This is a genomic window from Abyssisolibacter fermentans (assembly GCF_001559865.1).
GTDB lineage: Bacteria > Bacillota > Clostridia > Tissierellales > MCWD3 > Abyssisolibacter > Abyssisolibacter fermentans.
In genome coordinates this window covers 134,601-148,410 of the sequence record NZ_LOHE01000038.1, presented here as the reverse complement: position 1 = coordinate 148,410, position 13,810 = coordinate 134,601, and the positions used below count along the sequence as shown (strand labels likewise).

The following is a 13,810-nucleotide window of genomic DNA, read 5'->3' as shown; positions in this document are numbered from 1 at the left end:
GATTTCATGCCTAGTATTGTTACGAACTATGAGGACAATAAATTTATAATAGAATTAATGCAACTCTATATGTATGGTATTAAATAACGCATCATTATTTATAAGTCTTTTCTTTATGTAGAATAATTCTATTTTAGAACATAGACGTTTTTATATCTTTGCTGTCCTGAAGAAGTCTTTTCAACGTAAACAACTCCTACATCTTTTGTCTTAACGTGAATGAACAGCGTTCCCAGTAGCAATCTGTCACTATGAGAAATTCGGTTCCATTCATAACCCTTAAAGTGGAAGTTCTCAATCTAACTCCGTTTGAATTGTCCGAAAGCTCCCAACATATCCGTTCTATATTTTCGGACGCAACTGATGTGCAGTGTGAAGAATTCCATTTGCTTACAGATAGGAGTCCTCGCTTACAAGCATATATGTTATCTGAAGCTAATTCGATTGATGGAATGCTATCACAGATAAAGCCGAAAGGAAAGACCATGGACTCTTTATTCAAAGAGTTTATTCATGTTACTAAAAAGCAATATAACAGCATAGTGAATATAGAAATTCTATTTTCTGCACTAATAAATTTGCCAAGACCAATTCCGGTTGCTATGTTATGTAAACTTTGTTCTATAACGTTTGATACCTTGATGAGCATGAGTGTGGAATGTCGCCCTGGTTTTTATATAGCTGATTCTAGCTCCCTATTGTGAACCTCATGATATAGAACAATTATCTGTGTGTGATCAGTGCATGAGTAGCGATAGCATGTAAAAAAAATGTCGTATTATCAACGCGAATGTAAAGATAGTACTCAGAATTGGAAGTTTGATTTTGATACAATGGATACATTGCGGTATTGGTATACTAATTTAGCCAGGATGTTTGTATGCACGAAAGAAGAGATAGCAATCGAATGCGATTATTTCGTTGCCCAGTTTGGTATCACAAATCAGAATGCAAGAGAATGGAGTAAACACTACTTAGCGCAAAATGAATACCAAAAGACCTACAATGATCACGGCGTTATTCCTAGCGTAGAAACACTGGAAAAATATGCAGAATGGAGAACAACAAAAGCTCGTTATTTATCCAACATGTGATGTAATCACTACGTTCCCAGATTATGCACTTGATAAAAAAGACCCGTTATTAAAAGATTATCTAACTACATCAAACTACTTAATGGGGGTATCTGATGTTCTAGCAAAGTACTTGACTGTAACGTTGGAAGAACAAATTTTACGTTCAAGAATATATAATGTTGATGACTTCCCTGTTCAAGTATATCATTGGAGCGAGCCAGAAGATGAAAGTGGATATGAAAAACATAGCACATATGGAAACATGGTTATTATTAAAAAGGAGTGTTTGCTAGATATATTAAAAAAGCGAAATCAAGCTGTTATATTTGAGGTGTCCATATCTTTCGAAGATGATAGCTATAAATTCTATGGAACTCCAAGTAAGCCAGCTAAAGAAAAGAAACTACTTTCTTTAGAAATAGACAATGAGAGCAATGAGATATCTTGGAGACAGTTGTCATTCAGAGCCGAAGAAGATTAGTTATATTTTAATTATTTATCTTGCTAATTAGAGGCATACGCCGATAATCAAGAGGGACGGCAGACTGCGTAAAAACGGACGAAATAAATACTAATGAAATATAGTGTAACCATTAGAAAATAGCTAATATAATAAAAAGGGACGGTTTGGAGTGAACCCATTTTAGTGTATGATTAGGGTACGTGGAAACACGTCAATTAGTACTAAATTTTGAGTTGAAAATTGAATATAATAGATAGCAAAAGTCCTTGAAATTTATGTTTGAATTCAAGGGCTTTTAGTGTTTATTATTCGAATGAAATTTAACTTGTATAATTTTGAAAAACTACCTTCTATTTTGTTTTACAAATTCAATATACTCTTCAATGTTTTTTTCACTAGGTAAGAAGTCTTTTTCACATATACCTAGTTCTGTTGCTTTTTCAAGCATTTTATTATTCACCGTATAACTAAAAATAAAAAATATTTTGATGTAAAATTAGAAATATTTCATTACTTAAACTTTTTTATCTAGAATTCAAACCTACGAGTAAAAAGTAGCGAGGTTTGTCAACTCTTCGGTGTATTAATGCACCGCTTTAATATGCAAAGTGGCATTCATGCACCAACTTTTATTAATAATTTAAAAGAAATAAGATAAAAGACCATTTTTAGAGGGCTAGATAATTGGCATGTAAATTGCTCATATAATAATTAAGTGCTAAACAATAAACATTTGAAAGACTAACTATTAAAAACAATGAGCAAATGAAAAAATGATATAGATATTGATTTTTATTAAGGACAAAAAGACTTGTTCAATTTTTGAATGATAAAAATTCCGAGGAAAACATTACCACCGTATTTTATATTAAAATATTATATAACTTATTTTTAGCTATTTATCAGACAGAGGCACCACTTTTTTTCAAGACAAAATCTTGATTTCAAAGAGAGTGAGGTATAACTCTATCTAATAAATATATATATATTTAAATTTATTTGTTCATTATTTAACAAAGGATTATAGGCTTCCTTTAATAACCTAAATATATTGATAAGGAGAATAAGGATGAGCAAAGAAAAAAATGGATTAGCATGGGCTGGAATATTTAGTATTGCATCTGTATGGTTTGGTGCACATGTAGGAGGTGGTTTTGCTAGCGGAAGTCAATCAATGAGTTTTTTTATTCGATATGGTAAGTATGCGGCATTATTTTCTATATTATCTATGGTTGTCGTAGGGTTAACTTATCGTGAAAATATGATTATGGCGCGTCATTATAATGCTTACGATTACCACTCATTTGGCAAAGTATTATTTCAACCATATAATAAAATTTTATCTCCAATTTATGATGTTTGCTATATAATGGCAGGAATGTTGGCAGTTAGTGCATCTATTGCTGGAGCCGCAGCATTATTAACTCAAGTCTTTGGGATCACATATTTTTTATCCGTATTAATTACTGGCATATTGACACTATTATTAAGTATGTTTGGATCAAATTTAGTTAGGAAAGCATCTTCTGTTTTAACTATATTAATAGTTGTTTCTTTTTTATTAATTTGCATTCAGGGAATAGGCAAAAACAGTGTGATTTTACATCAAAACTTATCTCTATCTGTTAGCGGATCAACATTTTGGAAAGGAGCTTGGAAGGCTTTAAGTTACGCTGGATTTCAATGTTTTGCATTTTTAGGTCTTTTGGGTGCAACTTCATTGACAAAAACAGACGAAGATTGTACAAAAATAACAGGAATCGGGTTTGTTATTAATGGAGTGATGATTGCACTAACTGTACTATTAATTCAAGCATATATGCCTAATGTTGCAAAAGAAACTTTACCAATATTAGCAGCTACAAAATTAATGGGCGGAGGATATTTAGTTGTAATTTATTCTATTGCTTTATTTAGTGCATTTCTATCTACTGCAGTTGCTGTAGTTTATGGAAATATAATGCTATTTAGTCGCCTTTCTACTGAAAAGGGTCTTAAAATTGCAGATAATAAAAAAGTTTTATCATTGGTTATAGGTGTAATAATAATTTTGATTTCTATGATAGTTTCTTCTGCTGGATTAACAAAGATTATTGCTGTAGGATATTCTTACTTTGGTTACATTGGAATTTTCTTAGTAATTTTGCCATCTTTGACTTATGGACATTATAGAAATAAAAAATATAAAAAGAATAATTGTAATAATTAGCTGAATATTTTCAAGAATAGGGAGGATTATTATGCAAATTACAAATGAAATGAAAGATTTACGAGAATTAGTGGAAAGTTATATGGAAAAAGAAGTAGTTCCAGTGGTAGGAGAATTTGATGCTTCTGGTGAATTTCCTGAAAAAATTTATAAAGATATTTTAGATATGGGAATACACTTGTTGGAGGTCCCTGAAGAACATGGGGGTGTGATGGTTGATCGAAAAACCGAAGTGTATATTGCTGAGATATTAGGCAGGTATGATTGTGGACTTGCTTCAGCTATTGGAGCAAATAATTCTGCATGTAGTACGATAAATTTGTTTGGAACTGCCGAACAAAAAAAACAATACTTTGATATTCTTGTATCTGGGAAACTAGCTGCTTTTTGCTTGACAGAACCAAATGCTGGCTCTGATTCAGCTGCAGTAAGAACAAAAGCCCGTTTAGAAGGAGATGAATATGTATTAAATGGAACAAAATGTTTTATCACCAATGGTGGAGTAGCTGGAGTATACACTGTATTTGCATCTACTGATTTGTCGAAAGGGACAAAAGGTTTATCAGCATTTTTTGTGGAAAGAGATCGTCCAGGTGTATCTATTGGGAAACATGAAGACAAAATGGGAATCCGATTATCGAATACTACTGAGGTAATTTTTGATGAATGTAGAATTCCAAAAGATCATTTAATTGGAGAAGAAGGTAAAGGGTTTGTATATGCAATGAAAACATTAGATACTTCTCGTCCTTTTGTTGGAGCCACTGGTGTTGGACTAGCGCAAAGAGCTATTGATGAAGCAGTAAAATATTCCAAAGAACGTGTCCAATTCGGCAAACCTATTGCTTCTAAGCAAGGATTGCAGTTTATGCTTGCGGACATGCAAATTCAAACAGAAGCGGCTCGTCAGTTGGTATACCATACTACAGAGTTGATGGATGATGGAGAAAATTATTCGATGCACTCTGCTATGAGCAAAGTGATGGGATCAGATATTGCCATGAAAGTGACATGTGATGCATTACAAATATTTGGCGGTTATGGTTATATGAAAGAATATCCTATAGAAAAAATGATGAGAGATGCAAAAATTCTTCAAATATACGAGGGAACAAATCAAATACAACGTGTTGTTATTTCAGGTATAATGCTACATTAAATAGGAGGGATTTAAATGAATATTTTAGTTTGTGTGAAACAGGTTCCTGATACAACGGAAATCAAGATTGACCCAGTAACTAATACACTTATACGTAAAGGGGTGCCTAGTATTGTAAATACCTTTGATGCTTATGCTTTAGAACTAGCTGTTCAACTAAAAGAAAAGGAAGGTGGAAATGTTACAGTAATTTCCATGGGACCAGAACAAGTAAAAACAGCTTTGAAAGAATGCTTATCTGTAGGGGCCGATGAAGCGTATCTAATCAGTGATCGAGCTTTTGGAGGCTCTGACACTTTAGCTACAAGTTATATTTTATCCACTTATATTAGACTTTTGGAGCAAGAAAAAGGCAAATTTGATTTAATCTTTTGTGGAATGCAAGCGATAGATGGAGATACCGGACAAGTGGGACCAGAAATTGCAGAACATCTAGGTTTACCACAAGTGACCTATGCAACAGACATCAAACAGGATCGTGCCCAAACACTAATCAAAAGAGACAATGATCAAGGATATGATTGGATTGAAGTGCAAAAACCGGCAGTAATTACTGTATCTAAAACGGAATATGAGCCAAGATATGCTACCATAAAAAGCAAAATGGCCGCTAATCGAGTAGAAATTCCAGTGTTAACTTCGAAAGATGTATCCATAAACTTAGAAAATTGTGGATTAAAAGGTTCTCCGACAAAGGTAAAGAAAACCTATACTCCAGTACGATCCAAAAATGGCGTAATTATTCAAGAAGAAACAGTAGAAAATTCTATAAAAACTTTAATGTCATTACTAGTAGATTCTAAAGTACTGTAAAGGAGGCAAATCATGAGTGTGAATTCAGAATATAAAAATGTGTGGATTTATGTTGAAACAGAAGATGGAAAAGAAAAAAAAGTAGGATTTGAATTATTACGTCCAGGTAGAGAAATCGCCGATGCATTAGGAGAAAAATTAGTTGCCGTTATAATTGGACATAATGTACAAGAAGTAGCGAAAGAAGCCTTAGAGTATGGAGCAGATGAAATTATATTAGTTGATAAACCTGTATACAATAGGTACTTAACTGATGCAGTTTATTCATGCTTTATACAACTAGTTGACAAATATAATCCAAATACCATTTTAATTGGAGCAACAAGTAATGGAAGAGACTTTGGTCCACGAGTAGCTTGTAAGCTAAGAACGGGGTTGACTGCAGACTGTACTAGTATTGAGTTCAACCAAGAAAGCAATAATGTAACTTGGATACGTCCAGCATTTGGGGGAAACCTTATGGCGAAAATCGAATGTCCAGATCGTCGTCCGCAAATGGGAACAGTTCGACCTGGCGTATTCAAAAAGCCACTACAAAATGGACAAGTAGAGGGAAAAATTATTCAAGAAGACATTTCAATTGCCGAAGAAAACATTCGAACTCGAATACATGAAACTATCAAAGAAGTATCCACAGAAGTAAATTTAGAAGATGCAGAATTTATTGTCTCTGGAGGACGTGGATTGGGAAAAGCGGAAAACTTCTCTTACATTCGAGAATTAGCTGAAGTATTGGGAGCGGCAGTAGGCTCATCTAGAGCAGCAGTAGATAGTGGCTGGATACCACATGCTCATCAAGTAGGACAAACTGGAAAAACGGTAGCTCCTAAAATATATATCGCTTGTGGAATATCTGGAGCAATTCAACATTTAGCAGGAATGTCAGGTTCAGATATTATTATTGCAATCAATAAGGATCCGGATGCACCTATATTTGAAGTAGCGGATTATGGAATTGTAGGAGATCTTTTTGAAGTAATACCACAATTTATTGAAGAATTAAAAAAATACAAAAATAATTAAACCCTAACTATTAAAATCAAGGGAAAATTCAGTTTGAAAAAGGATTATAGGCTGCCTTTATTAACCTAAATACATTATACAAGGAGAAATGAATTATGAGTAATAATCCATATAATTTATTAGATGATGTAAAAATAGTTGAATTAACAACATACGTAGCAGCACCTTCAGCTGGACGTATATTAGCTGATTGGGGTGCTGATATAGTTAAGGTTGAAGCTGTACCGAGAGGAGATACGACACGTTATGCGGTTCCTTTGCCTGGAATGAAATACATTACATACGATGTTCATAATGCAAATAAAAAAAGCATTGCCTTGAATTTGAAGACTCCTGAAGGTAAGGAAGCAATGGATAAATTATTAGCAAATGCTGATGTTTTTCTAACCAACACTCGAGGTCGTGCTCTTGATAAGTTGGGATTAGATTATAAAACTCTTCATGACAAATATCCTAGGCTTATCCATGCACATATGACTGGATTTGGAGAAGGTGGATCAATGGCAAATGATCCGGGATTTGACAATGTTTGCTTCTGGGCATTAGGAGGTGCAATGATTGCTTCTATGGAGAAAGATACTGCTCCTGTGATTCCTCCAAGCTCATTTGGAGATAATTCTACTGCTAGCACTATGGCTGCTTCAATATGTGCTGCATTGTACAAGCAAAAATGTACTGGAGATGGTAGTAAAATTGTTGTATCTCTCTATGGACAGGCTATTTACAATATGTTAGAGCCTATACTTTCGATTCAGTGTAGTGATTTAGATAAATATCCAAAGAGTCGTCTTGAGAATACTCCATTGAATAATACCTATAAATGTAAAGATGATAAATGGATAATGGTGTGTTGCCATGAGTATGAACGTTATTTTCCATATTTCATGAAGATTATAGGTCGAGAAGAGTTAATTGAAAACTCAGAATATAATACATTTGCTAAGGGAAATGAAAATAGTAGAGAAATTGTTCAAATTATTAGTGAAGGCTTTTTGAAATTTACTCGAGATGAGCTAGATGCAATTTTAAGAGAGAATGATATACCTCATTCTATAGTATGTAATGTTTATGAAATATTAGAATCACAACAAGCAAAGGACAATTTATACTTTTCCAAGTTTACTCAGCCTAATGGTGATCAATATATAGAGAGTGCTACACCTGCAAAATTTGGTGGTGTTACACTTCCTCCGAGAAATCGTGCACCATTTTTGGGTGAGCAATCTTCAAAAATTTTAGGTGAACTTGGATATAACGAAGCACAGATTCAAGAAATGATATCAAAAGGTATTTTAATTGAGAAACATCTACATGCTGATCAAGAAAAATAATCATACCATGATTATTCATATAACGTTGATTAATATGTTTCTGAATTATAAGATTCCAGTGAATTCGAAGGTATACCCAGTTGGTATGTCGAGAATTTAATGGACATCTTATAATCATGAGCAGAGAACTAAAATCTATGATTTTATGTGAATCGCTTATTCATTCGAAGAATGAGGTTTATTTGTAAAAGATATTTATTTTACTATGAATAATCTGGGTTATAGTAAGTTGACTTTGTTTAACAAGCAAGGAGGATAAAATTGGATATTTTAAATGTTACTCTTTCAGATGTGTTGAAAAAAAATGCAGAAGATTATCCTGAGGATATAGCTTATATATTTGATGATGTCAGCTATAATTGGAAACAAGTGGATCAAATTACTGACATTATAGCAACAATGATGCTAAAAAAGAATATTCAAAAAGGTACACATGTGGGGGTTTGGAGCATTAATTCTTTCCAACAGGTTTGTATCATGTACGCAGCAATGAAGATTGGTGCAGTTACAGCTGTTTTTAATTATTCGTATAAGCATTTAGAAATGAAAAATGTTTTATCTTATGCTGATATTGAATATTTATTCTATGGAGAATCTACGGGTTCTATTGATTACTTAAAAATTATTAATAAAGTTAATAAGGGTCTTCCTAAGTTAAAAGATCACTTTAGTATTATAAGTATATTTAATGAAGCTACTGAATTACAGAAGTCAGATGATGCTACAGTGTGGCAAAATATAGAAAAACTTAATAAAGTCAAGAGATTGGTTACAACTGAAGATACAGCTTGTATGCTTTTTACTTCTGGAAGTACACAGCTACCTAAAGGTGTTTTACTATCATACTATAGTATACTTAATGATGCGAGAGTACTATCAGATTTAATGCGATGGAATAAAAATAAAGATACTATGCTGATTGGTATGCCAATATTCCATTGTTCTGGGATGACATGTGGATTATTATTGGGATTAATGGTTGGGATGCCTACAATAATAATGCGTAAATATAAATCGGACCAAGCTATGAGACTCATAGAGAAGTATCGTGTTACAGCATTCAATGTGGTACCTTCAATGCTAATGCTTTTAGCTGAGGATCCAAGCTTTGGTAATTATAATATTTCATCATGGAACTCTGGTATTTTAGCAGGTTCAGGTATGACAGGTGAGAAATATCGAGAGCTTATTTCAAAGGTGGATGTTCCTCATTTACAAATAGGATATGGTCAGACTGAAACGTCACCTTTAATTACTTTGTCAGACTATGATGATGATACTATGTTAAAATCAGAAACGATAGGCAAGGCAATTCCGAATATGGAAATACGTATTTGGGACAATGAAGCCAATCGTGAGTGTGATGTAAATGTCAAAGGGGAAATCCAAACAAAAGGTTTTTGCATAATGAAAGGGTATTATAATATGCATCGAAAGAATTTAGAAAAGTATACTCATGATGGTTGGCTTAAAACAGATGATGTTGGGTATCGCGATAAAGATGATTATTTTTATTTTTGTGGACGTGCAAGTGATATGATTGTTCGAGGTGGTGAAAACATTTCTCCAAGTGAAATTGAATGCGTTATAGGACATTATAGTGAGGATATTCTTAATGTTAAAGTTGTAGGAGTAGATATAGGTACTGCTGTTCAGGAAGAAATTGTTGCTTTAATAACAATGAAACCAGATAAAAAAATTGATGCTGATGGGTTAAAGGATTTTGTTAAGAATCATCTTGCTAGCTATAAGACACCTAATTTTATTTTTCAACTAGATGAGTTTCTGATGAATAGTACAGGAAAAATTGATCTTGTATCTATTAAAAAATTAGCAAGAGATAATATAACGAAAATGTTAAGATTAGCAAAATGATGAGAAGATATGATTGTTAAGATATATAACATAAGCTAGGCAGTACCAACCCTATTTAATTCTATTACCGTGTTCTTTGAATGGGTAAGGTTATTATCAGTTTTAAAAAAGGATTATAGGTTGCCTTTATTAATCTAAATACATTATATTATGAAAGAACTTCTGAAGTTCAGAAAATAGTGCTTCCTTCATAGTTAGGAGTAAAGTAGAATGGATACTTCTTATTATTTGGGCGTCGATATTGGTTCAGCATCATCTAAAGCTGTATTAATGAATGAAAATCGAGAGATCATTCAAACAAGTGTGGTGCAATCAGGAACGGGAACTAGTGGACCCAAAAAAGTGATTGATGAGTTGTTTTCGACAACGACTTTATCTATTGAACAAGTTAGCTATACGGTGGCTACTGGATATGGCAGATATTCACTTGAATATGTAGATAAACAATTCAGTGAAATAAGTTGTCATGCCAAGGGAATTAATTTTGTCTTTAAAAATGTAAGAACAGTTTTAGATATTGGCGGACAAGACGTTAAAGCGATTTCTATTGATGAAAAAGGAAAAGTGTTAAATTTCTATATGAATGATAAGTGTGCAGCTGGAACGGGAAGGTTTTTGGAAGTCATGGCACGTATACTGGAGATACCTATTAATGAATTGGCTACTTTAGATGAATTATCGCAAACTCCGGCAACGGTAAGTAGTACATGCACTGTATTTGCAGAATCGGAAGTAATTTCATTATTATCTAAAGAAACTAAACGAGAAGATATTGCTAGAGGCGTACATAATTCTATTGTTAGTCGTGCACTTGGCTTGTTATATCGCACCAATATGGAAAAAGATTTTTCACTAACTGGCGGTGTAGCACAAAATCAAGGAGTAGTTCGTGCTTTGGAAAGAGTTTTAGATCAAAAAGTTTATGTAGCAAAAACACCTCAGCTAATTGGTGCAATTGGTGCAGCGCTCTTTGCTATTGAGTGTGGACAAGAAAGGAGTAGGATATGAGTATTATCAATGAAAGTATGACTTCAAAAGAAATGCTGAATATATTGGTGGCTAAGAATATGGAGGACGCAAGAAAAGCCAAGGAACGAGGTGATTTAGTTTGTTGGTCAAGTTCTATTGCTCCTTGTGAATTTTGTGAAGCTATGGGAATTTATACTGTTTATCCAGAAAATCATGTAGTAGGAATTGCAGCACGTAAGGGAGCACCAGAATTGCTAGAATATGCAGAACGAAAAGGATATTCCAATGATATATGTGGTTATGCTAGAGCAAATTTAGCTTACATGGATGTACAGAAGTGTGTATCGGAAGAGTTGCCGTTGCCAGACTTAGTTTTACTATGTAACAATATCTGCGAAACTTTATTAAAATGGTATGAAAATATTGCCTATGAATTGAATATACCTTTGCTAATTGTTGATGTTCCATATAATCATGATAAAGAAATTACCGAAGAAAACATACAATATGTTGAAGCACAATTTCATGATATCATTCATCAATTAGAAGTAATTTGCAATAAGCCTTTTGATGAAAAAAAATTCCAAGAAGTAATGAAGGTATCTGCACAGAACGCAAAAGACTGGTATGATGCTACTATGCTTTGTTCAGCTCGCCCTTCGCCCTTAAGTGGTTTTGATATGTTTAATTATATGGCGTTAATTGTTTGTATGAGGGGAAAAAAAGAATGTGGAATGACATTTCGAAAGTTAAAAGAGGAACTAGAAGAAAAGATTTCAAGAGGCGAATGTGGATTAAAGAATGCAGAGGAAAAATATAGAATTATGTGGGATGGCATAGCATGTTGGCCATATTTGTCCCATACGTATAAAGTTCTAAAAAAGCATGGAATTAATATGACTGGTTCAACATATCCGTCAGCTTGGGCATTGGAGTATACACCGGGAAATCTATTTGAAATGGCAAAGGCTTATACGGGCATGGGAAATAATCTGTCTTTAGAGGGTCAAATTAATCTTCGAAAAAGTATTATTGAAGAAACTCAGTGTGACGGTGTAATTATGCATATGAATCGTAGTTGCAAAATGTGTGATTTTCTTCAATATGAAGTTGGAAAAGAATTAAATGATAGTTTAAATATTCCTATTACGACTTTTGATGGAGACCAAGCTGATCCAAGAAATTATTCTAAGGCACAATATGAAACACGCATGGAAGCTTTAGTAGAAATGATGAGTGAAAATATTCCTTCTAGAAATAGTTCTGGAAATTAAGTAAAGGAGAATGAAATGGAGATAAATCAAATTATTAATAATTTTATACAAATTGCTAATTCACCAGACAAAGCTATTAAACAATCCTGTGAAAGGAATCATAAAAATGCAGTAGGTTGTGTTGCACCTTATGCTCCAGAGGAAATAATCTATGCTGCTAATTGTATACCTGTGGGGCTATGGGGAGGAGAGGTTGAACTTAGAAAAGCTAGAACTTACCTTCCAGCATTTGCTTGTTCAATAATGCAGTCTGTGATGGAATATGAAACTAAAGGAACTTACGATATATTAAAAGCAGTTTTAATTCCTGCAATGTGCGACACTCTAAAGTGTTTTGGACAGAAATGGAAGGGAGCTTGTCCAGCTATTCCCTTTGTTTACCCACAAAATAGACGAGTAAAAAGTGCAGAATTGTTTTTGGAAAATGAATACAAGTCTATCACTAAAAAATTAGAAGATATTTTAAATGTGGATATTACCGAAAAAGCATTAAAAGAAAGTATAATTCTTTACAACGATTATCGCTTAGCTATGCGTGAATTTACAGAAATTGCTGCTGTGCATACAACTACTATTTCCCCTACTGTGCGTCATCAAATTATCAAAGCATCTTATTTTATAGATAAAAAAGAGTATTTATGCTATATTAGAGAGTTAAATGAGAAGCTTCGATTACAACCAGTAGAACATTCAAAGAATAAACGAGTTGTTGTTTCTGGAATTATGTTAGAACCCAAAGGTATTCTTAGCCATTTTGAATCATTAGGCATTGATGTGGTTGGAGATGATTTAGCACAAGAAACTAGACAGTTTATGACAGATGTACCTTTCGCAGGAGATGCTTTAAAGAGCTTGGCAAGGCAATGGATAAACCATAATGCTTGTTCTTTGGCTTTTGATCCATATAAGCAACGTATTCAGCATTTAGTTGACTTAGTTCATCATTTCAAAGCTGATGGAGTGGTATTGGCATTAATGAAGTTTTGTGATCCGGAGGAATATGATGTACCAATTATCATGTCAAAGATGAAAGAAGAAAATATTCCTTTATTGGTAATTGAGATTGATCAACAAGCAAAAGCCTTTGAACAAATTAATACAAGGTTGCAAGGTTTTGTAGAAAGCATGGATGATTAGTGAATTATTGTAAATTATTTTGTTGGAAAAGTTGGTTTTATAATAAATGCTGGGGTGATTGTTCACCTCAGCATTTTATTTTTAAAAAAGTAAATGTACTTCTTAAAAATGTATGCTAAAATATCGTTGTTCAGAGAAATATTATAAAGGAGACATATCAACAAGTGCATAAGTATCATTAAAAAATCTAACATGAGCGTCTAAAAAGTTTTCCATCTATTATTAACTTTACATATCCTCAGTCAAATTCACATGTCTTGCTAAGTTCATATTCTTGCCTATTATATACTTCTTTCCTTTCTTCTAATTTTGATTATCATAAACAAGAATTATTTGTAATTTATCATATAATATTAAAGATTAGTGTAAGATATTACTTTCTTATACTAATCTTTAATATTTTAATGAAAAGAAGATTTTTAGATGAGCAGTTAAATACTTCTCAGTGTTATAAGAAATCGCTAGAAAATATAGTAATAAA

Annotated in this window: 11 protein-coding genes; 10 read left to right on the top strand and 1 reads right to left on the bottom strand. The window is 33.1% G+C overall.

From position 1 onward, the window contains the following. Window positions 1–128 precede the first annotated feature (128 nt). On the bottom strand, window positions 129–299 hold the full coding sequence (locus tag AYC61_RS20605) for a DUF1413 domain-containing protein (RefSeq protein WP_082759799.1): 171 nt from the start codon (window positions 297–299) through the stop codon (window positions 129–131). A 748-nt stretch (window positions 300–1,047) separates the two neighbouring features. Here AYC61_RS20605 and AYC61_RS05530 point away from each other — a divergent pair. From AYC61_RS05530 to AYC61_RS05485, 10 genes are all read left to right on the top strand, one after another. Further along, window positions 1,048–1,557 (top strand): hypothetical protein, encoded by a 510-nt coding sequence (locus tag AYC61_RS05530; protein WP_156456363.1) that lies wholly within the window; start codon window positions 1,048–1,050, stop codon window positions 1,555–1,557. 1,051 nt (window positions 1,558–2,608) lie between these two features. Then, window positions 2,609–3,748, top strand: a complete 1,140-nt coding sequence (locus AYC61_RS05525; RefSeq protein WP_066497971.1) for a YkvI family membrane protein — start codon at window positions 2,609–2,611, stop codon at window positions 3,746–3,748. A gap of 31 nt (window positions 3,749–3,779) precedes the next feature. Beyond that, a complete protein-coding gene (locus AYC61_RS05520; protein ID WP_066497969.1) occupies window positions 3,780–4,907 on the top strand; it encodes an acyl-CoA dehydrogenase family protein in 1,128 nt (375 codons plus the stop codon). 15 nt (window positions 4,908–4,922) lie between these two features. Then, window positions 4,923–5,720 carry an electron transfer flavoprotein subunit beta/FixA family protein gene (locus tag AYC61_RS05515; protein ID WP_066497967.1) on the top strand — a complete coding sequence of 266 codons (798 nt, stop codon included), beginning with the start codon at window positions 4,923–4,925 and terminating at the stop codon, window positions 5,718–5,720. Window positions 5,721–5,732: 12 nt separating this feature from the next. Then, window positions 5,733–6,743 (top strand): electron transfer flavoprotein subunit alpha/FixB family protein, encoded by a 1,011-nt coding sequence (locus tag AYC61_RS05510; protein WP_066497962.1) that lies wholly within the window; start codon window positions 5,733–5,735, stop codon window positions 6,741–6,743. 95 nt (window positions 6,744–6,838) lie between these two features. After that, window positions 6,839–8,074, top strand: a complete 1,236-nt coding sequence (locus AYC61_RS05505; protein ID WP_066497955.1) for a CaiB/BaiF CoA transferase family protein — start codon at window positions 6,839–6,841, stop codon at window positions 8,072–8,074. A 261-nt stretch (window positions 8,075–8,335) separates the two neighbouring features. After that, window positions 8,336–9,949, top strand: a complete 1,614-nt coding sequence (locus AYC61_RS05500) for a class I adenylate-forming enzyme family protein (protein ID WP_066497954.1) — start codon at window positions 8,336–8,338, stop codon at window positions 9,947–9,949. 210 nt (window positions 9,950–10,159) lie between these two features. Then, window positions 10,160–10,957, top strand: coding sequence for an acyl-CoA dehydratase activase (locus AYC61_RS05495; protein WP_066497952.1), 798 nt, complete (start codon window positions 10,160–10,162; stop codon window positions 10,955–10,957). Further along, window positions 10,954–12,192, top strand: coding sequence for a 2-hydroxyacyl-CoA dehydratase subunit D (locus AYC61_RS05490; protein WP_082759797.1), 1,239 nt, complete (start codon window positions 10,954–10,956; stop codon window positions 12,190–12,192). Before AYC61_RS05495 ends, AYC61_RS05490 begins: the two co-directional genes overlap by 4 nt. Before the next feature lie 15 nt (window positions 12,193–12,207). Next, window positions 12,208–13,329 carry a 2-hydroxyacyl-CoA dehydratase subunit D gene (locus tag AYC61_RS05485; protein WP_066497950.1) on the top strand — a complete coding sequence of 374 codons (1,122 nt, stop codon included), beginning with the start codon at window positions 12,208–12,210 and terminating at the stop codon, window positions 13,327–13,329. Window positions 13,330–13,810 lie beyond the last annotated feature (481 nt).

What these genes read in the sequence shown, in the direction of transcription:
- AYC61_RS05525 (WP_066497971.1), top strand. Translation starts at nt 2,609, where the DNA reads ATGAGCAAAGAAAAAAATGGATTAGCATGGGCTGGAATATTTAGTATT.
- AYC61_RS05530 (WP_156456363.1), top strand. Translation starts at nt 1,048, where the DNA reads ATGCAGAATGGAGAACAACAAAAGCTCGTTATTTATCCAACATGTGAT.
- AYC61_RS05505 (WP_066497955.1), top strand. Translation starts at nt 6,839, where the DNA reads ATGAGTAATAATCCATATAATTTATTAGATGATGTAAAAATAGTTGAA.
- AYC61_RS05495 (WP_066497952.1), top strand. Translation starts at nt 10,160, where the DNA reads ATGGATACTTCTTATTATTTGGGCGTCGATATTGGTTCAGCATCATCT.
- AYC61_RS05510 (WP_066497962.1), top strand. Translation starts at nt 5,733, where the DNA reads ATGAGTGTGAATTCAGAATATAAAAATGTGTGGATTTATGTTGAAACA.
- AYC61_RS05515 (WP_066497967.1), top strand. Translation starts at nt 4,923, where the DNA reads ATGAATATTTTAGTTTGTGTGAAACAGGTTCCTGATACAACGGAAATC.
- AYC61_RS05485 (WP_066497950.1), top strand. Translation starts at nt 12,208, where the DNA reads ATGGAGATAAATCAAATTATTAATAATTTTATACAAATTGCTAATTCA.
- AYC61_RS05490 (WP_082759797.1), top strand. Translation starts at nt 10,954, where the DNA reads ATGAGTATTATCAATGAAAGTATGACTTCAAAAGAAATGCTGAATATA.
- AYC61_RS05520 (WP_066497969.1), top strand. Translation starts at nt 3,780, where the DNA reads ATGCAAATTACAAATGAAATGAAAGATTTACGAGAATTAGTGGAAAGT.